Here is an 18,098-nt window from a genome sequence, read left to right as displayed (position 1 = left end):
CTTCTGGTCAGAGCGGGAGGAAGACACTGCTCATCACCGCCTGGAGTCGGGACATGATGTCGGTCCACAGTCCGGTCACCATCAGCACGCCGAGCAGGATCAGCAGCACGCCGCCGATGATGTTCACGAGGCGGATGTGGCGCCGCAGGAAGCCGATGGTCTTCGTCGCCCACCCGAACCCGAGGGCGACGAGCAGGAACGGGATGCCGAGGCCCAGCGAGTACGCGAGGCCGAGGAAGCCCGCGCGCACCGGATCTCCGGCATTGAAGGAGAGTGCGAAGATCGCCGTCAGCGTGGGGCCGAGGCACGGCGCCCACCCGATACCCAGCGCGATGCCGAGCAGCGGTGCGCCGATCACGCCGTACTTCGAGTCGACATGGAAGCGGAGCTCCCGCTGCGCGAATCCGAAGAGGCCGAGGAACACGAGACCCATGAGGATGACGACGGCGCCGAGGATGCGGGTGACGAGATCGCCCCAGCGGATCAGGAAGACGTTCGCCACCCCGCCGATCGAGGTGAGCGCGACGAAGACGACGCTGAAGCCGAGGATGAACAGCAGCACACCCAGGACGAGGCGGCCGCGCCCGGGAGCGACCTGCTGCGCACCGTTCGCCGGGCGCGGCGACACCGCGCCGCCGAGGAACCCCAGGTAACCGGGGACGAGCGGGAGCACGCAGGGCGACAGGAACGAGATGAGCCCCGCGAGCATGGCCACGGGGATCGCCAACCAGAGTGCGCCCGAGTTGATGATGACTTCGGGGTTCACGGCGCACCCGCCGGGGTCACGAGTCCTCCGCCAGAGCGTCCTTGACGAGCGTCGAGAGGATGGAGGTGCTGTCGATCGGACCGATGATCTTCGCCGCGACCCTGCCCTGCTTGTCGAGCACGAGCGTGGTCGGGGTGGCCTGGATCGGCACGACCTCGGCGAAGGCGAGCTTGGCCTCGGCGGTGTCGACGTCGATGAGGCTCGGGTAGGTCACTCCGAACTCCGCCGAGAACGCCCTGGCGGTGTCTGCCTGGTCGCGGGTGTTGATGCCGACGAACGCGACGCCGTCACCGCCCTGCTCCTGCCAGACGGTCTCGAGGTCCTTCGCCTCGAGGCGGCACGGGGCGCAGCCCGCGTACCAGAAGTTGACGACCGTGACCTTGCCGGCGATGTCGGCGCTGTCGAAGTCCTCGCCGTCCTCCGTGACGCCGCCGAAGGCGACGGGCTCGCCGCGCTCGGCGACGGGGATCTCGACGATCGCACCGTCGGCGGCCACGTAGCCGGTGTTGTCTCCGCTGAGGAAGGAGTCGCTGACCGCATCGGGAGCGCAGGCGCTCAGACCGATGGCGAGTACCGCGGCGAGCGCGACTCCGACCGCACGGCGAGAGGACCGGATGCGGGAGGGGCGGCCGCTGCGGATCGGACGAACCGTCGAGGCGAGTGGCACGATTCCCAGTTTACGCGCGGGTTCCTATGCGTAGGCCGGACGATGGGGATGCTCCAGAGCCGCGCGCACGTCGTCGACGGCGGGGCGGAAGATCGCTGGCTCACGCGTCGACGGTGAGCCGGGGGCTGATCGACCGCGAGACGCACGGATAGATCGTCGATGAATCCTCGTCGACGGTGAGGGAGTCGCGATGCTCGGGTTTCCCGTCGAGAATGCTCAGTGCGCACGAACCGCAGATGCCGCGCAGGCAGGAACCTTGCACGTCGACCCCGGAGTCTCTCAGAGCGTCGAGCATGGACCGCTGCGCCGGGACCGTCACGGCGATCCGCGATCGGCTGCAGACGACCGTGAACTCCGCGTTCGGCCGATGCTCCCGCGGCTTGGGCTCGAAACGCTCGACATGGATGCTGCTGCCGCTGGGCAGATCCGCATCGAGCGCGGTGAGCGCATCGATGAAGCCCTGCGGGCCGCAGGCATGGATCGCCGTGCCCGGAGCGACCTCGGACACGAGGCGCGCGAGGTCGACCCGGCCGTCCTCACCACTGGCGTGGATGACGATCCGGTCGCCGAGCGCGTCGAGATCCGCAGCGAAGGCGACGTCGTCGGGTCGTCGCACGAGGTACACCATCCGCCAGTCAGCGCCTTCGGCCGCGAGATGCCGCGCCATCGCGAGGATGGGCGTGATGCCGATTCCTGCGGCGACGAGCAGGTACGACGACGCCTCCGCGAGGGCGAACAGGTTGCGGGGCGGTCGCACCCACACCCGGCTCCCCACGCGGAGGAACGAGTGGATGTAGTGCGAGCTCCCCCGTGACGACGGCTCGCGCAGCACGGCGATCCGATAGCCGGTGATGTCGGCGGGATCCCCGCACAGCGAGTACTGACGTTCGTGACGCGTGATCAGCTGCACGTCCACGTGCGCGCCCGGCGCCCACGGCGGCAGCGCCGCACCATCGGGCGCTTCGAGGCGCACGCTCACGATCGAGGGGGTCTCGCGGACGATCTCGCTGACGACGAGGGGCATCATCCCTTCGCGAGAGCGCATTCAGTACAGCACCTTGTACGCACCGGCCATCGCGCCGTCGATCGTGTCCCCGACCGAGGGATCGTAGCCGGAGGTGCTCGCCCAGATCTGCCCGGATGTCGGCACCTCCTCGGCGAGGTCCTGCGTCTCGGGATCCCAGAGGCCCGCCCGCAGCAGGGCGCGTCCGCAGTGCAGGTACACCTGCTCCGTGCGCACGACGATGGCGAGGTCGGGAACGGAGTGGTCCTGCTCGAGCATCGCCAGCAGGGACGGGTCGTCGGTCACGGTCGCGGTGCCGTTGATGCGCAGAGTCTCGGTCATCCCCGGGACGAAGCACAGCAGTCCCACGTGGCCGTTGTCGAGGATGTTCGTCATCGAGTCGGCGATCTTGTTGCCGAGCCGGTCCGGGATGACGAGCGTCTGCCGGTCGAGGGCGCGCACGAAGCCGGGATAGTCACCCCGCGGCGAGCAGTCGCAGTTGCCTGCGGCATCCGACGTCGACAGACAGCAGAACGGCGAGTGCGCGAGGAACGTCAGGCAGTTGTCGTCGAGATGGTCGATGATCTTCTGCACCGTGGGAGGTTCGACATCGCCCAGGGTCGCGCGCATGCCGCTGAGGTCGACGGGGCGGAACTCTCGAACATCCATCACTCCACGCTAGGTGCGGAGTCCGACGACGTCTGCGTCGTTTCGACACAGGCATCGGGACGGCGACTATGCCCCGGGCACAGTCGCCGGCGACCCCGCCCGCGTCGTGCACCTCACAGACGGGCCAGGACGTCGTCGACGCCGGCACGGAAGCGGGGGCACGTCGCGATGTCGTGGGACCGGCACCGCATCGCGTGCTCGGTCATCTCGCGCGAGCGCCGCATCTCCTCCATGCGCCGATCGAGGTCGGCGAGGTGCTGTTCGAGCACCTCGTGACGACCGCGGGCACCGTCGTCGAGGAGGATCGCGATCTGCTCGAGTGACATTCCCGCTGCCTTGCTGCGCTGGATCACGGCCACCCGCACGACGTCGTCCTCGCCGTAGCGGCGGCGCCCTGCGGCATCCCTCGTCGGGCGGAGAAGACCGACGGACTCCCAGTGACGCAGCACGTTCGTCGGCAGATCGAAGCGGCTCGCGACGTCGCCGACGGACCACGGATGCTCGCGACTTGACTTCATGTCAACATGAAGTCACACACTGGGCGGGAAAGCAACTCCCCCGAGAGGACACCCATGTACGACGCGATCGTGATCGGCGCCGGCCCCGCCGGGCTCCAGGCCGCCCTGACCCTCGGCCGGATGCACCGGTCGACCCTGCTGCTCGACTCCGGCGAGTACCGCAACGGCACCGTGCAGCACATGCACAACGTCATCGCGAACGACGGCACCCCGCCCGCCGAGTTCCGCGCGACGGCCCGCGCGCAACTGGCGGAGTACGCGGACGTCGAGATCCGCGACGTGGCCGTGCAGCGCGTCGCCGGTATCGCGGGCGACTTCGTGGTGTCGCTGCCGGGCGGCGCCTCGGCATCCGCCCGCACGGTGATCCTCGCGACGGGCATCGCCGACGACCTGCCCCCGGTCGAGGGGTTGGACGCCCTCTGGGGGCGCGGGGCGTTCTCCTGCCCGTTCTGCGACGGCCACGAGCACGCGGGCAGGCCCATCGCGGTGCTCGGAGCCGCCGCGAGGGCCGAGCACCTCATCGGCATGCTCGGACGCTTCGTCGGCGTGATCACCGCTGTGCCCGTCGGCGAGCCGTACACCGACGAAGAGGTCGCGTCGCTCGAAGCCCGCGGGGCGCGCGTGAGTCGCACGCCCGTGGACTCCGTGGGCCGCGCGGGCGATGACGTCGTCGTGCGCACCGCGGATGCCGAGCACGAGGTCGCGGGGATCTTCGTCGCCTCCGCTTCGATGCGTCAGCGCGCCCCGTTCGCCGCACAGCTCGGGCTCGGGATGCTGGAGTCCGGCGCGATCGGGATCGACGAGTTCGGACGCACGTCCGTGCCCGGGATCTTCGCCGCGGGTGACATCGCGCACCGCGCATCGCTGCCGGGTCCGATGGCCGCCGTCATGATGGCGGCGACCGCCGGGCAGCTCGCCGCAGTCGGCGTCATCCAGGATCTGATGGCGTCGCAAGCCTGACCCGTTCCGTCTCGTCGCTGCGCTGCGCCAGACCGTCAGACGGCGCCGACGTCGACCGCGCCGCCCGTCGCGGCGGGCTCGGCATACGCGACCTCGCGCCACACATCGCCGACGAGTTCGAACGACGTGACGCTCGAGAGCGCGCAGCGCCGGGTGCGCGGGTCGTGCCGCAGCGGCAGTCCCGCGACGCGCAGATGGGTGATCCAGATCGGCGCCTGGTGCGAGACCATCACGAGGTCTCCCCCGTGGGAGGCGTTCCAGGCCTCGGCCATGAGTCCCGTCATCCGCTCGGCGATCGAGGCGTACGGCTCGCCCCAGCTCGGCAGCGACGGCTGTCGCAGATGCCACCAGTTCAGCGGGTTGAGCAGAGACCGCTTCATCTGCGTGCCCTCGAAGACGTTGGTCGGCTCGATCAGCCGCACGTCGATCTCGGGCACGAGGTCGAAGCGCTCTGCGAACGGCTCGGCCGACTCCTGGGTGCGCTCCAACGGCGAGCAGAACAGTCCGCTCAGGGGGCGGTCGAGCCCGGCGACGTACTCGGCGGCGGCGCTCGCCATCTTCCGCCCTGCGCGGCTCAGGTGGTAGTCGGGCAGGCGCCCATACAGCACCCGCGCGGGGTTGTGCACCTCGCCGTGTCGGACCAGGTGCAGTCGCGAGGCCGGCACGTCAGGCCTTGTTGTAGCGCGACTCGCCGAAGCCCAGGATCAGGTAGCCGATGTACGGGAAGACGAAGAGCAGGAAGAACGAGAACAGCCCGCCCTTGCCGAACCGCTCGCCGAGCTTGATGGCGACGATGATGCCGAAGACGAACCCGACGACGGGGATGAGATAGAGCAGCGCGAACCATCCGGACATCCCGGCGATCCTGACGAGGAAGACCACGTTCACGATCGGGATGATCGCGAGGATGCCGGGGTACCCCGCCTTGGTGAACACCTTCCAGAGGCCGATGACGACGAGGATGTAGAAGACGAGGGCGATGAGGCCCGTGGTTCCCGAGAAGATCGATGCGTACAGGTCGGAGATGCCGTTGCGGTCCATGGTGCGCCTTTCTGTCGTGGCGATCCTACTGACCGATATGCAGCGGGCCGGGGAGGCGATGCCCGCCCACGTAGAATGGGCGGGTTCACCATCTCCCAGATCAGGAGGAATCCTCCGTGCTTCGCACTCACTCCGCCGGCTCCCTGCGAGCCGAGCACATCGGCCAGACCGTCACCCTCACCGGGTGGGTGGATCGCCGTCGTGATCACGGAGGAGTCGCGTTCATCGATCTGCGGGACGCATCGGGCATCGCCCAGGTCGTGATCCGCGACGAGGAGATCGCGCACCCGCTGCGCAACGAGTTCGTGCTCAAGGTCACGGGCGAGGTGTCCCGCCGCCCCGACGGCAACGAGAACCCGAACCTCCCGACCGGTGAGATCGAGGTCATCGCCACCGACGTCGTGGTCCTCAACGAGTCCGCTCCCCTGCCGTTCCAGGTGTCGACGGCGCTCGCCGAGACCGAGAACGTCGGCGAGGAGGCCCGCCTCAAGTACCGCTATCTCGACCTGCGGCGCCCCGCCGCGGCATCCGCTCTGCGCCTGCGTTCCGACGTGTACAAGGCGATCCGCGACGTGCTGCACGCCGAGGACTTCACCGAGGTCGAGACCCCGACCCTGACGCGCTCGACGCCGGAGGGCGCCCGCGACTTCGTCGTGCCGGCGCGCCTGCACCCCGGCAGCTGGTACGCGCTGCCGCAGTCGCCGCAGCTGTTCAAGCAGCTGCTCATGGTCGGCGGCGTGGAGAAGTACTTCCAGATCGCCCGCTGCTACCGCGACGAGGACTTCCGCGCTGACCGTCAGCCGGAGTTCACGCAGCTCGACATCGAGATGAGCTTCGTCGAGCAGGAAGACGTCATCGCGCTCATGGAGCGCCTCGTCGTCGCGATGTGGAAGACGATCGGCGTCGAGGTGCAGACCCCGCTGCCGCGCATGACCTACGCCGAGGCGATGTCGAAGTACGGCTCCGACAAGCCCGACCTGCGCTTCGGTCTCGAGCTCGTCGAGGCGACCGAGTACTTCGCAGACACCCCGTTCCGCGTGTTCCAGGCCGAGTACGTCGGCGCTGTGCGCATGCCCGGCGGCGCGAGCCAGCCGCGCAAGCAGCTCGACGCCTGGCAGGACTGGGCCAAGCAGCGCGGCGCCCGCGGCCTCGCGTACGTGCTCTTCAACGAGGACGGCACGCTCGGCGGCCCCGCTGCGAAGAACCTGTCCGAGGCCGAGCAGGCGGGCCTCGCCGAGTTCGTCGGCGCCGAGCCGGGGGACTGCGTGTTCTTCGCCGCCGGCGCCACGAAGGAGAGCCGGGCGCTGCTTGGCGCCGCCCGCGTCGAGATCGGTCGCCGCCTCGGGTACCTGAACCCCGACGAGTTCGCGTTCACGTGGGTCGTCGACGCCCCGATGTTCGAGCCGGCGGCGGATGCCGTGGCCTCGGGCGACGTCGCGGTCGGCGCCGGTGCCTGGACCGCCGTGCACCACGCCTTCACGGGTCCGAAGCCGGAGTTCGAGGACACCTTCGACACCGACCCTGGATCCGCCCTCGCCTACGCGTACGACATCGTGTGCAACGGCTCGGAGCTCGGCGGCGGGTCCATCCGCATCCACCGCGAAGACATCCAGAAGCGGGTCTTCGAGGTCATGGGCCTCAGCGACGAGTTGGCCGAGGAGCAGTTCGGCTTCCTGCTGGACGCCTTCAAGTTCGGCGCCCCGCCGCACGGCGGCATCGCCCTCGGCATGGACCGCGTGCTGCAGCACCTGTCGAAGACGGAGTCGATCCGCGAGGTCATCGCCTTCCCGAAGTCGGGCAACGGCTTCGACCCGCTCACGGCCGCTCCCGCGCCCATCACGGCCGAGCAGCGCGCCGAGGCCGGCGTGGACTTCGAGCCGGAGGACGACGAGGCCTGACCTCGGCATCCTCCGCCGGCTCGGTCTTCGCTCTCCCCTCTCCCCTCTCCCCTGGCACTCGGTGCCGGGATTCCTCGCGGATTCCGGCACCGGGTGCCAACTCGTTCCGGGTCCCCGCCAGCGCGGATCCGGATCAGCGCAGCGACGCCATCGCGGGGACGATGTTCTCGTTCCACACATCGACGCCGAGCTTCGCGATGAGCGCGACGACCACGAGCAGGAACACGACGCGGATGAACATCGCGCCGCGCGAGATCGCCATCCGCGATCCGAGATAGCTCCCAGCGACGTTCGCGATCGCCAGGATGCCGCCGAGCAGCCACAGCACGGCACCGTGCGGGATGAACAGCAGCAGCGCTCCGGTGTTCGTCGCGAGGTTCACGATCTTGGCCTTCGCGCTCGCCTGCAGGAAGTCGTAGCCGAGCAGCGCGACGAGCGAGATCACGAGGAACGTGCCCGTCCCTGGGCCGATGAGCCCGTCATAGAACCCGATCACGAGCCCCGCCAGCCCCGCCATGATGTGGTGCCTGTGCCCGGAGAACCGCAGCTTCGTGGCCGCCCCCATCTGCGGGCGGAACGCCGTGAACAGCGCGACCGCGAGCAGCGCGACGACGATGATGGGCTTGAACGCCGCTGCCGGCAGCACAGTGGCGACGGCCGCGCCGCCGAAGGATCCGGCGAGCGCGATCAGCGCCATCGGCAGCGCCGTGCGGATGTCCGGTTTCGCGCGTCGGTAGTACGTCACGCTGCTCGTCGCGGTGCCGAACACCGAGGCGAGCTTGTTCGTCGCGAGAGCCTGGATCGGCGAGATCCCCGGGATCAGCAGGAGCGCCGGGAGCTGCAGCAGTCCCCCGCCTCCGACGACGGCATCGATCCACCCGGCGGCGAAGGCCGCGACGACGATGAGGATCAGCGTGCCCCAGGTGAGCTGCTCCAGCCCGAGCACACTGCCGATGTCCATCCCTCCAGGATGTCAGACCGGGTGACCACGCCGGCGATGCCACCCGCAGCGAATGGCACCGCATCCGGCGCCCTGCACTTCTGCGCACTGCTGTCCGCACGGCGGGCCGCGCCGCTCCGGATCGGCCATGAACCGGACACCGTTCGTTCACCCGCCTCCGCATGATCGGCAACGTGGGAGCCGTAGTTTGCTCTCGCAACCCGAACACCGGCACGCAGCGCCGGACACCGAGAGGACACCCATGTCTCGCATCACCCGCCGCGCCCGCATCGGCGCCGGCCTCGCCCTGGTCACCACGGCCGCCCTCGCCCTGACCGCCTGCTCCGGTGCAGCCGACGCCGCGGGCTCCGGCTCGGGCGAAGGTTCCGTCGACGCCGCGACCGCCACGTCCGTCGAGGACTTCGGCACCTTCGCCGACCTCGAGGAGGCCGCGAAGGCCGAGGGACAGCTCAACGTCATCGCCCTGCCCCGCGACTGGGCGAACTACGGCGAGATCATCGACCTGTTCATGGAGAAGTACCCGGAGATCACGGTCAACGAGGCGTCACCCGACGTCTCCAGCGCCGAGGAGATCCAGGCCGCCGAGACCAACAAGGGGCTCGACACCGCTCCCGACGTATTCGATCTCGGGCTGACCGTCGCCCTGCAGAACACCGACCACTTCGCCCCCTACAAGGTGCAGACCTGGGATGACATCCCCGAGGAGCTGAAGGAGCCCACCGGTCTCTTCGTCGGTGATTACGGCGGCTACATGTCGATCGGCTACGACTCGTCGAAGTTCCCCGCACCCGACTCGCTCGACGACCTGCTGGGCGCCGACTACAAGGGTGCCGTGGCGATCAACGGAGACCCGACGCAGGCCGGTGCGGCGTTCGCCGCCGTGGGCCTCGCGACCGTGCAGTCCGACGGCACGCTCGACGACTACCAGCCGGGCATCGACTTCTTCTCCGAGCTGCAGAAGGCGGGCAACCTGCTCAAGGTGGACGTGACCACCGCGACGATCGCGAGCGGCGAGACCCCCGTCGTCTTCGACTGGGACTACCTGAACGCGACGCACGTCGCCGACAACAAGGACTGGAAGGTCGTCGTGTTCGACGGCACCGGCTACGCCGGTTACTACAACCAGGCCGTGAACGTCGACGCTCCGCACCCGGCCGCCGCTCGCCTGTGGCAGGAGTTCCTCTACAGCGACGAGGTGCAGAACCTGTGGCTCGGCGGCGGTGCCCGCCCGGCTCGCATGGATGCCATGACCGAAGCGGGCACGATCGACACCGACCTCGCCGCCGCCCTCCCCGAGGTCCCGGACGAGACGGTCGTCCCGACCGAGGAGCAGTCGACGAACGCCGGAACCCTGCTCGGCGAGAAGTGGGCAGCGGCGGTCCAGTGACCACTGCCATCGCAGCGGGGGCGGATGCCACGGCATCCGCCCCCGTCCCCTCCGCTCCGCACGGCGCGGGGCCGGCGACATCGTCGCGGGCCCCGCGCTCGGCGCCGTCCGCGGCCTGGCTGGGACTCGTCCCGTTCGCCGCGTACGTGCTCCTGTTCCTGACGGTGCCCACCGTGCTCGCGATCGGCTCCGGCTTCTTCACGAAAGACGGCGAGTTCACCTGGACGAACGTCTCGGCACTCGCCGACCCCGTCGTCCTGACGACCTTCGCGAACTCCGCGTGGCTGTCCCTGCTCACCGCCGTGGTCGGCGCGGTCGTCGGTGCGCTCGTCTGCTACGCCCTGCTCGGCATGGATCCCGAAGGCGTCGTGCGCTCGACGGTGGATGCCGCGGCCGGCGTGCTCGCGCAGTTCGGCGGTGTCATGCTCGCGTTCGCCTTCATCGCGACGATCGGCATCCAGGGGGTGCTGAAGCTCTTCCTGCAGGACACGTTCGGCATCAACATCTACGAGAACGGCACCTGGCTGTACGAACTGCCCGGCCTGATCCTCCCGTACATCTACTTCCAGATCCCGCTCATGGTCATCACGTTCATGCCGGCGCTCGCGGCGCTGAAGCCGCAGTGGTCCGAGGCGAACCTCACCCTGGGCGGCACGCGAGCCAGCTTCTGGCTGCGCATCGGCATCCCGGTACTCGCTCCCTCGTTCCTCGCGAGCCTGCTGCTGCTGTTCGCGAACGCCTTCTCGTCCTATGCCACCGCCGCCGCGCTCGCCAGCCAGGGCTCGCAGATCGTGCCGCTGCAGATCCGCACGGCGCTCACGAGCGAGACCGTGCTGGGTCGTGAGAACCTCGCCGGCGCCCTCGCGCTCGGTATGATCCTCGTCGTCGGAGTCGTGATGGCCCTGTACTCGCTCATCCAGCGTCGGGCAGCGAGGTGGCAGTCATGAACCGCCTCGCCCCCTCCCCCGTGACGCGCTGGGTCATCGGCATCCTGGTGGGCGCGTTCTTCGCGATCCCGCTCGTCTCGACGTTCCTGTACACCCTGCGCCAGACCGACGGTTCCCTCGGCTTCGAGCGGTGGGCCGCGCTGTTCGACCCGGCGAAGTCCGCGGCGATCCGTCCGATCTGGATGGGTCTGGGCAATTCGCTCGTGCTGGCGCTCGTGACCGTGGCGATCGTTCTGCTGCTCCTCGCGCCGACGATGATCCTCGTCAATCTGCGTTTCGGGCGTGTGCGGCCGGCGTTCGAGTTCGCGGTGCTGCTGCCGATCTCGATCCCCGCGATCGTGCTCGTGGTCGGCCTCGCCCCGATCTATCTGCAGATCGGCCGTTCGCTCGGCACCGGCACCTGGACGCTCGCCTTCGCGTACGGCATCACCGTGCTGCCGTACGCGTACCGGTCGATCCAGGCGTCGATCGACGCCGCCGACCTGCGCACGCTCGCCGAGGCCGCCCGCTCCCTCGGGGCGAGTTGGCCGACCGTCGTGCTGAAGGTCCTCGCGCCGAACCTCCGTCAGGGTCTGCTCGCGGCATCCCTCATCTCGATCGCCGTCGTGCTCGGCGAGTTCACGATCGCCTCGCTGCTCAACCGCCAGGTGTTCCAGACCGCGATGGTGGTCGTGCAGAAGCAGGACCCGTATGCGCCGGCGATCTTCACCCTCCTGGCGCTGGCTTTCGTCTTCGTCCTGCTCCTCCTCATCGGCCGCGTCGCGCGCGGCAATCGAAAGGCCCTGTCATGACCCTCCCTCAGACCGCCGACAACATCCTGCTCGCCGAAGCAGGTGAGGGCACCCGCGTGCAGCTGCAGCGCATCGTCAAGAGCTACGGCAGCAACACCGTGCTGCACGGCGTCGATCTCGACATCGCCCCCGGAGAGTTCGTCTCGCTGCTCGGGCCATCGGGATGCGGCAAGACCACCCTGCTGCGCGTGCTCGCCGGACTCGAAGGGCTCGATAGCGGCGCCGTGCTCCTCGACGGCGGCGACGTGTCGCGCGTTCCGACGAACAAGCGCGACATCGGGATGGTCTTCCAGTCGTACTCGCTGTTCCCGCACCTGCGCGTCGTCGACAACACCGCGTTCGGTCTGCGGCGCCGCGGCATCGGCAAGAGCGAGGCCGCGACGCGAGCCCTCGATGCGCTCGCGCTGGTGGGTCTCGGCGACTTCGCCGACCGATTCCCGCACCAGCTCTCGGGCGGCCAGCAGCAGCGCGTCGCGCTCGCCAGGGCGCTCGTCACCGAGCCCAAGGTCCTGCTGCTCGACGAGCCGCTGTCGGCGCTCGACGCGAAGGTGCGGGTGCAGCTGCGCGACGAGATCCGCCGCATTCAGCTGCGCCTCGGCATCACCACGGTCTTCGTGACGCACGACCAGGAGGAGGCCCTCGCCGTCTCCGACCGGATCGCCGTGATGAACGCGGGTACGATCGAGCAGATCGGGTCGCCCGAGGAGCTGTACACGACGCCGTCGACGGCGGGCGTGGCCGCGTTCGTGGGTCTGTCGAGCGTCGTCTCGGGCGTCGCCGAGGGCGATCACGTCGTGGTGTGGGGACAGCGGCTTCCGCTGCAGGCGCCGGCGGACGGCCCGGTCGACGTCTACCTGCGCCCGGAGAACGTGCACTTCGCGTCGGAGGCGGATGCTGCGACCGACGCCCTCGTGCAGGAGAGCACGTTCCTCGGCAGCATGCGCCGCACGCTCGTGCGCACGGAGTCGGGCGAGCTCGTGCGGCTGCAGCACGCTCCCGGCATCCATCCCGCCTACGGTGATCGCGTGCGCATCGCAGTGGCTCCCGAGCCGGTGGCGGTGCACCCGCGGGGCTGAGCCGCACGCCGCGTTCGCTTTTCCCTTCCGCTCCTGGCCCACCACCTTGGCGGCGAAGCCCGCAGCGCGCGCCGAAGCCCACCAGAACAGCGCCCGCGCTGGTGGGTTTTCGGCGCGCATGGTGGGTCTGGGCACGACTATGACGCCTCACGACGGGCTTGGAGGCGGGAAGCACGCCAGGGGCAGCGCACGCGGGGTGCAGAGCCCCGCGAGGCGGTCAGAGGACGCGCGAGAGGAAGTCCTGCGTCCGTGAATGCTGCGGATTCGCGAGCACCTCGCGCGGGTCGCCCTCCTCGACGATGTGGCCGCCGTCCATGAAGATGAGGCGCGAGCCCACCTCCCGGGCGAAGCCCATCTCGTGCGTCACGACGAGCATCGTCATGCCCTCGTCGGCGAGCGACCGCATGACCTGCAGCACCTCGCCCACCAGTTCGGGGTCGAGCGCCGAGGTCGGCTCGTCGAACAGCATCATGTCAGGGTTCATGCACAGGGCACGCGCGATCGCGACGCGTTGCTGCTGTCCGCCCGACAGGTGTCCGGGGAACGCCTTCGCCTTCTCGGCGAGCCCGACCCGGCCGAGCATCTCGTGCGCGATCCGCTCCGACTCGGCCTTGTTGCGCTTCTTCACGCGGCGCTGCGCGATCGTCAGGTTGTCGAGCACGCTCAGATGCGGGAACAGGTTGAAGCTCTGGAAGACCATCCCGATGCGGGTGCGCACCCGGTCGATGTCGACATCGGGATCGGTGATGTCGATGCCCTCGATGAAGATCTTGCCGTCGGTCGGCGCCTCGAGCAGGTTCACGGAACGCAGCAGCGTCGACTTGCCCGAGCCCGACGGGCCGATCACGCAGACGACTTCGCCCGCCGTGACCGTGAGGTCGATGCCCTTGAGCACCTCGTTGTCCCCGAAGGTCTTGACGAGTCCCTGGACGTCGATCGCCGGAGCGTGGACGTCGATCAGATCGGTGGTCATCGCTGCCTCGCCATCCGCCGCTCGAGATACGCGGTGAAACGCGTGAGCGGGATCGTCACGATCAGATACAGGATCGCCGCCATGATCAACGGCGTCGCGTTCGAGTTCTGGGTCGTCGCGTCACGCGCGAAGGTCGTCAGCTCCTTGGACCAGATGAACGAACCAGCGATGAAGAGCAGCGACGTGTCCTTGAGCAGCAGCACGAACTCGTTCGTCAGCGGCGGGATGATGATGCGGAAGCCCTGTGGCACGACGATCCAGAAGGTCGTCTTCAGGGGCGACATGCCCAGGGAGCGGGCCGCCTCGGTCTGCCCCTTCGGTACGGCCTGGAGTCCGGCGCGGATCGTCTCAGCCATGTATGCGGAGGCGACCAGGATCAATCCGATGAGGCCGAGCACGACGGGACCACCGAGCTCCTGCCCTCGGATGCCCGTGGCGATCGGCACGATGAAGGCGACGCCGAAGATCGTGAGGATCGCGGGAAGGCCACGGAACAGCTCGATCCAGGCCGTCGCGATCCAGCGGAACGGGCCGATGCTCGACAGCTTCAGCAGAGCGAGGAAGATGCCGAGCAGCAGCCCTCCGGCGAAGGCCACCACCGTGAACCAGACGGTGTTCACGAGGGCGGTGGTGATGATCCCGGGGAACATCTTCGCCGCGACCTCGGGGTTGAAGAAGAGCGGACCGATCTTCGCCCAGTTGGTCGAGACCGCAGCCCAGATGACGATCGCGATCAGCACCGCGTAGACGATGTACCGGTACAGCTTCTGCTTCGTGGTGCGCCTCAACGCCATTGTCAAGGTCCTCCCGATCCCTTGCCTACCGTCGGATCAGTTCGCGGTGAAGTAGGTGTCGTAGATCTTCTGGTAGTCGCCGCTGTCGCGGAGCTCCTTGAGAGCACCGTTGACCGCGTCGAGCAGCTCGGCCTTCTCGCCCTTCGCGAAGGCGAAGCCGTAGGACTCGTCGGTGTTGTACTCCTCGACGATCTCGTAGGCGCTGTCGGCCTTCTCGTGCTCGAGGTTCACCGGCTGGTCCTGCAGGATGGCATCGATCTGACCAGCCTGCATCGCGGGCCACAGCTCGCCGTCCGACGGGTACTGCACGATCTGGGCGCCGGTCGCGTTGGCGTTCGCGTAGGCCTCACCGGTGGTGCCCTGCTGGACGCCGACGTTCTTGCCGTCGAGGTCCTTGATCGACTCGATGCCGGAGTCGGTGCGCACGAGCAGCGACTGCAGCGAGTCGTAGTAGGGGTCGGAGAAGTCGATGTTCGCCTTGCGCTCGTCGGTGATGGTCATCGCCGACGCGCCGATATCGCACGTGCCTGCGGCCAGCGTGGTGCCCGACTGCAGGGCGTCGAAGCCCACGTCCTGCACCGAGAGCTTGAGGTCGAGCTTCTTGGCGATCGCGTCGAGCAGGTCGATGTCGAATCCGGTGTAGCCGGTGCCGTTGTCGCCGCCCTCGAACTCGAACGGCGGGTAGGGGATGTCGGAGCAGACCGTGAGCGTGCCGGCGTCGACGAGTCCGTACTCGTTGTCCGCATCGGAATCGCCGCCGCCGGAGCCACCCGCTCCGCCTGCGCAGCCCGCGAGAGCGAGGGTGGCGGTCGCCGCGAGAGCGATCCCGGCGATGATGTTGCGACGCTGCATGTCAGCTCCTGAGGGGACGAGGGTCGAATGCCCACGGACGGGTAGGAGAACATCTAAACACGGGCGACGTCGCCCGACGGAACGGCGAGGGCCCTCTGCGCATTACGTTTGTGTTGCAAACGGCGCGGACGCCGTCGGCGTCAGATCTCGAAGTCGACGGCGACGCGTCCGGCCACCACGGAGCGGACGTACGCGACGACCTCCTCGTGCGCGGGGTGCACCTGGTATTCCTCGAGCGCCGCGATCGACTCGAAGTCTGCGACGAGGGTGACGTCCCAGTTGGCATCGGGGTAGGCGACGTTCGCACCGGCCGAGATCGACAGCAGCTGGGGCACCACCCCGTCGAGTGCCAGGAGGCGGCGGGCGACCTCCGCGGCCTGCTCGGCGCGCACTCCGGAGTCTTCGGCGGCGAGCTTCCAGCTCACGACGTGGCGGATGGTCATCGGGTCTCCTTCGAAGGGTTCTCGACGTCACGGACGACGGCGGCCTCGAGCGCCTCGCGCAGACGGTCGGCCGACAGCCGCCAGTGCGCGTGCAGCTCGCCGTCGATCAGCACGACGGGGATCTTCTCCCACCACAGCTCGTACAGCGCGGGATCACCCTCGATCGACGCCTCGACGATCTCGATGCGTTCGGCCGCGGCATCCGGCAGCTCGGCGACGACGCTGTCGACGATCTCCGAGGCGACGTCGCAGAGATGGCAGTCGGGCTTGCCGATCAGCGTCAGCGTGGTCACGCCGACGGCACCTCGACCTCGCGGCCCTGTGCGATCCACTCGCCCGTGCCGCCTTCGACGTTGGTCGCGTCGTACCCGCGGGCTTCGAGCGCCTCGACGACGCGCGCGGACCGCCCGCCGGCCTGGCAGATGACGTCGAACGACTCCGCCGGAAGCTCCTCCAGGCGATTGCCGATCTCCGACATCGGGATGTTGACGGCGCCGGGCACATGCCCTGCGGCGAACTCGTGCGCCTCGCGCACATCGATGAGCGGGGTGTTCGACCGCTCGGAGAGCTCGGTGACGGTGATCGACTTCATGATTACTCCTCGACGTCGGGGCGGAACCGGGGACGGAGACACGAAGCGCCCGTCCGGAGACAGGCGCTCAGTGTCTGGCCGCTTACTTCTTGTTGCGGCGCTGGTGGCGAGTCTTGCGAAGCAGCTTGCGGTGCTTCTTCTTCGCCATGCGCTTGCGGCGCTTCTTGATGACAGAACCCACGGAAACCTCACTACGTCAGGGGCTGGGCGTCGCATGGTCGCGGACACCCGGGTACGGGCATGGAAAAAAATGCCTCGGAGCAGTCTAGCAAATCGAACGGCCTGCTCCGTCACCGGAGCGGATCGGACGGTTCGGCGCGCTCAACCGACGTCGGAGATCGGACGCTGGAGAGCGTCGGCGACGGCGGATTCCGGTACGCGGAAACTGCGCCCGAAGCGGATGGCGGGCAGCTCCCCCGCATGCACCATCCGATACACGGTCATCTTCGACACGCGCATCAGTTCGGCGACCTCGGCCACCGTCAGGAACCGGACATCAGGCACTTCGGGCATCCCACGTACCCCTTTCTCGATGTGCACACTCTATGGGCTGGCTGGGACGCGTGTAAACCCGTGTGACTCGTGTGATCAGCGATCCCCGCCGAGGGTGGCGAACGCGCGCACCGGGAACGTGCCGAATCCGCGCACGGCGGGCGGGGCCGCGGTGAACCGCGCGCCGCGCGGGGGAACCTCGGCGAGGTTGGTCAGGTGCTCGACCACGTGCACACCCCGGGCCAGGAGGATGCTGTGCGCCGGCCGCTCCCCTCCACTCTCCGTGTCGTCGATGTTGAGCGAGTCGATGCCGACGAGGGCGACGCCCGCATCGACGAGGTGACGCGCGCCCTCCTCGGTGATGAAGGGAGCTCCCCGACCGTATGCGGGGGTGCCGAAGTGTCGACTCCACCCGGTGTCCAGCAGCACGGCGGTCCCCGCGAGGTCGCGGTCGGCCAGGGTGGCCGCGCCGATGCCCCGCCGCTCCGTCGCCCAGGCGTCATGCAGGTGGAAGACCTCGGCCGGCAGGTCGACGAGGGTGTCGAGGCGGAGCGCGGCGAGGTCGCCGCCTTCCGGATAGCGGTGGAAGGGGGCGTCGAGGTAGGTGCCCGTGTTGCCGATCATCGTGATGATGTCCATCGCGAACTCGGTGCCGGGCGCGTACTTCTGCCGCGAGTCCTCGCGGGTGAGATGCGGGGTGATGATCGGGGCGGGCAGGCCGGGATAGGTCACCAGCCCCGCCTCGATCGGATGACTGAGGTCGATGATCCGGCGTTCCGTCGCCGCCGCGGTCTCCACACCCCTGGACCCCCGATGCGGCTCCTCGACGAGCCGTAGGTCGCGCAGCTGGACGTCTTGCACGAGCGCGAGCCCGAGGTGACGGACGAGCAGGTTCGCGATCTCCGCCTGACCGAGGTCGGCCGACGGGATGTCGAGCCGGAACCCCTCGCCGCTCATGCCCCCGCCGTTCGCGAAGGTGAGGGAGAAGTCGAAGTGGGCCCGGTGCTCGACAGGTCGCGTCATGTCCACATCATCGCGCACGGGGCGAGACGACGCGCATCGGTCGAGAACGCGCGCACCAGGCAGGAGAGCCCGTCTCAGCGGAGACATAGCCGCCGTCCCGGAACCGTCCAGCCACCCCTGCCACTCTGATCACACGGCCCGGACAGGCACCTTTCCGGCCCACGCGGGTCGGGGGCCCGCGGTTCCGCCCCCGACGACCTGCCCCCCCCCCCCGCCGCCGGGGGCGGAGGGCGTCACACCGCTGC

Annotated in this window: 23 protein-coding genes; 6 read left to right on the top strand and 17 right to left on the bottom strand. The window is 68.8% G+C overall.

The annotated features are described in order from the left end of the window. Positions 1–7: 7 nt before the first annotated feature. From RAC69_RS08340 to RAC69_RS08320, 5 genes are all read right to left on the bottom strand, one after another. Positions 8–766 (bottom strand): cytochrome c biogenesis CcdA family protein, encoded by a 759-nt coding sequence (locus RAC69_RS08340; protein WP_375086422.1) that lies wholly within the window; start codon positions 764–766, stop codon positions 8–10. 16 nt (positions 767–782) lie between these two features. After that, positions 783–1,433, bottom strand: a complete 651-nt coding sequence (locus tag RAC69_RS08335; RefSeq protein ID WP_375086421.1) for a TlpA family protein disulfide reductase — start codon at positions 1,431–1,433, stop codon at positions 783–785. A gap of 100 nt (positions 1,434–1,533) precedes the next feature. After that, positions 1,534–2,457 carry a PDR/VanB family oxidoreductase gene (locus RAC69_RS08330; RefSeq protein WP_375086420.1) on the bottom strand — a complete coding sequence of 308 codons (924 nt, stop codon included), beginning with the start codon at positions 2,455–2,457 and terminating at the stop codon, positions 1,534–1,536. Between the two features lie 21 nt (positions 2,458–2,478). After that, on the bottom strand, positions 2,479–3,105 hold the full coding sequence (locus tag RAC69_RS08325; protein ID WP_375086419.1) for an MSMEG_1061 family FMN-dependent PPOX-type flavoprotein: 627 nt from the start codon (positions 3,103–3,105) through the stop codon (positions 2,479–2,481). Positions 3,106–3,218: 113 nt separating this feature from the next. Then, entirely contained in the window at positions 3,219–3,623 is a 405-nt protein-coding gene (locus tag RAC69_RS08320) for a MerR family transcriptional regulator (protein WP_375086418.1), read from the bottom strand. 54 nt (positions 3,624–3,677) lie between these two features. On the opposite strand from RAC69_RS08320, the gene RAC69_RS08315 reads away from it, so the two are divergent. Beyond that, positions 3,678–4,583: an NAD(P)/FAD-dependent oxidoreductase gene (locus RAC69_RS08315; RefSeq protein WP_375086417.1), complete on the top strand. Its 906-nt coding sequence runs from the start codon at positions 3,678–3,680 to the stop codon at positions 4,581–4,583. Between the two features lie 35 nt (positions 4,584–4,618). Here the strand turns inward: RAC69_RS08315 and RAC69_RS08310 are convergent, their stop codons facing one another. Further along, positions 4,619–5,248, bottom strand: a complete 630-nt coding sequence (locus tag RAC69_RS08310) for a histidine phosphatase family protein (RefSeq protein WP_375086416.1) — start codon at positions 5,246–5,248, stop codon at positions 4,619–4,621. 1 nt (position 5,249) lies between these two features. Then, a complete protein-coding gene (locus tag RAC69_RS08305; protein ID WP_375086415.1) occupies positions 5,250–5,624 on the bottom strand; it encodes a DUF5684 domain-containing protein in 375 nt (124 codons plus the stop codon). Between the two features lie 116 nt (positions 5,625–5,740). Between RAC69_RS08305 and aspS the strand changes: the two genes are divergently transcribed. After that, positions 5,741–7,522 (top strand): aspartate--tRNA ligase, encoded by a 1,782-nt coding sequence (gene aspS, locus RAC69_RS08300; protein WP_375086414.1) that lies wholly within the window; start codon positions 5,741–5,743, stop codon positions 7,520–7,522. A 133-nt stretch (positions 7,523–7,655) separates the two neighbouring features. Here the strand turns inward: aspS and RAC69_RS08295 are convergent, their stop codons facing one another. Further along, the gene (locus tag RAC69_RS08295) at positions 7,656–8,483 is read right to left on the bottom strand and encodes a sulfite exporter TauE/SafE family protein (RefSeq protein ID WP_375086413.1); all 828 of its coding nucleotides are present in this window, start codon (positions 8,481–8,483) and stop codon (positions 7,656–7,658) included. 241 nt (positions 8,484–8,724) lie between these two features. Between RAC69_RS08295 and RAC69_RS08290 the strand changes: the two genes are divergently transcribed. Genes RAC69_RS08290 through RAC69_RS08275 form a run of 4 tightly spaced genes read left to right on the top strand, consistent with a single transcriptional unit; the run spans position 8,725 to position 12,684 of the window. Next, on the top strand, positions 8,725–9,870 hold the full coding sequence (locus RAC69_RS08290; protein WP_375086412.1) for an ABC transporter substrate-binding protein: 1,146 nt from the start codon (positions 8,725–8,727) through the stop codon (positions 9,868–9,870). After that, on the top strand, positions 9,867–10,817 hold the full coding sequence (locus RAC69_RS08285; protein ID WP_375086411.1) for an ABC transporter permease: 951 nt from the start codon (positions 9,867–9,869) through the stop codon (positions 10,815–10,817). The genes RAC69_RS08290 and RAC69_RS08285 overlap by 4 nt, the downstream gene beginning before the upstream one ends. Continuing rightward, positions 10,814–11,608: an ABC transporter permease gene (locus tag RAC69_RS08280; RefSeq protein ID WP_375086410.1), complete on the top strand. Its 795-nt coding sequence runs from the start codon at positions 10,814–10,816 to the stop codon at positions 11,606–11,608. Before RAC69_RS08285 ends, RAC69_RS08280 begins: the two co-directional genes overlap by 4 nt. After that, positions 11,605–12,684 (top strand): ABC transporter ATP-binding protein, encoded by a 1,080-nt coding sequence (locus RAC69_RS08275; RefSeq protein ID WP_375086409.1) that lies wholly within the window; start codon positions 11,605–11,607, stop codon positions 12,682–12,684. Before RAC69_RS08280 ends, RAC69_RS08275 begins: the two co-directional genes overlap by 4 nt. A gap of 217 nt (positions 12,685–12,901) precedes the next feature. On the opposite strand, the gene RAC69_RS08270 is transcribed toward RAC69_RS08275, so the two are convergent. From RAC69_RS08270 to RAC69_RS08230, 9 genes are all read right to left on the bottom strand, one after another. After that, a complete protein-coding gene (locus RAC69_RS08270) occupies positions 12,902–13,657 on the bottom strand; it encodes an amino acid ABC transporter ATP-binding protein (protein ID WP_375086408.1) in 756 nt (251 codons plus the stop codon). After that, positions 13,654–14,451: an amino acid ABC transporter permease gene (locus RAC69_RS08265; RefSeq protein WP_375086407.1), complete on the bottom strand. Its 798-nt coding sequence runs from the start codon at positions 14,449–14,451 to the stop codon at positions 13,654–13,656. Before RAC69_RS08265 ends, RAC69_RS08270 begins: the two co-directional genes overlap by 4 nt. Before the next feature lie 36 nt (positions 14,452–14,487). Next, positions 14,488–15,303 carry a basic amino acid ABC transporter substrate-binding protein gene (locus tag RAC69_RS08260; protein WP_375086406.1) on the bottom strand — a complete coding sequence of 272 codons (816 nt, stop codon included), beginning with the start codon at positions 15,301–15,303 and terminating at the stop codon, positions 14,488–14,490. A 140-nt stretch (positions 15,304–15,443) separates the two neighbouring features. Then, positions 15,444–15,746, bottom strand: coding sequence for a Dabb family protein (locus RAC69_RS08255; protein ID WP_375086405.1), 303 nt, complete (start codon positions 15,744–15,746; stop codon positions 15,444–15,446). After that, entirely contained in the window at positions 15,743–16,039 is a 297-nt protein-coding gene (locus RAC69_RS08250) for a glutaredoxin family protein (protein WP_375086404.1), read from the bottom strand. The genes RAC69_RS08255 and RAC69_RS08250 overlap by 4 nt, the downstream gene beginning before the upstream one ends. After that, positions 16,036–16,338, bottom strand: a complete 303-nt coding sequence (locus RAC69_RS08245) for a rhodanese-like domain-containing protein (protein ID WP_375086403.1) — start codon at positions 16,336–16,338, stop codon at positions 16,036–16,038. Before RAC69_RS08245 ends, RAC69_RS08250 begins: the two co-directional genes overlap by 4 nt. A gap of 82 nt (positions 16,339–16,420) precedes the next feature. Next, positions 16,421–16,519, bottom strand: coding sequence for a 30S ribosomal protein bS22 (locus tag RAC69_RS08240; RefSeq protein WP_003792170.1), 99 nt, complete (start codon positions 16,517–16,519; stop codon positions 16,421–16,423). A gap of 140 nt (positions 16,520–16,659) precedes the next feature. Continuing rightward, positions 16,660–16,851: a helix-turn-helix domain-containing protein gene (locus tag RAC69_RS08235; RefSeq protein ID WP_096713387.1), complete on the bottom strand. Its 192-nt coding sequence runs from the start codon at positions 16,849–16,851 to the stop codon at positions 16,660–16,662. A gap of 75 nt (positions 16,852–16,926) precedes the next feature. Next, on the bottom strand, positions 16,927–17,853 hold the full coding sequence (locus RAC69_RS08230; RefSeq protein WP_375086402.1) for a cyclase family protein: 927 nt from the start codon (positions 17,851–17,853) through the stop codon (positions 16,927–16,929). Between the last annotated feature and the right edge of the window lie 245 nt (positions 17,854–18,098).

This window comes from Microbacterium sp. LS_15 (genome assembly GCF_041954735.1).
Taxonomy (GTDB): Bacteria; Actinomycetota; Actinomycetes; order Actinomycetales; family Microbacteriaceae; genus Microbacterium.
The sequence above is the reverse complement of the archived record's forward strand: the minus strand, read 5'-3'. Positions and strand labels throughout refer to the sequence as shown.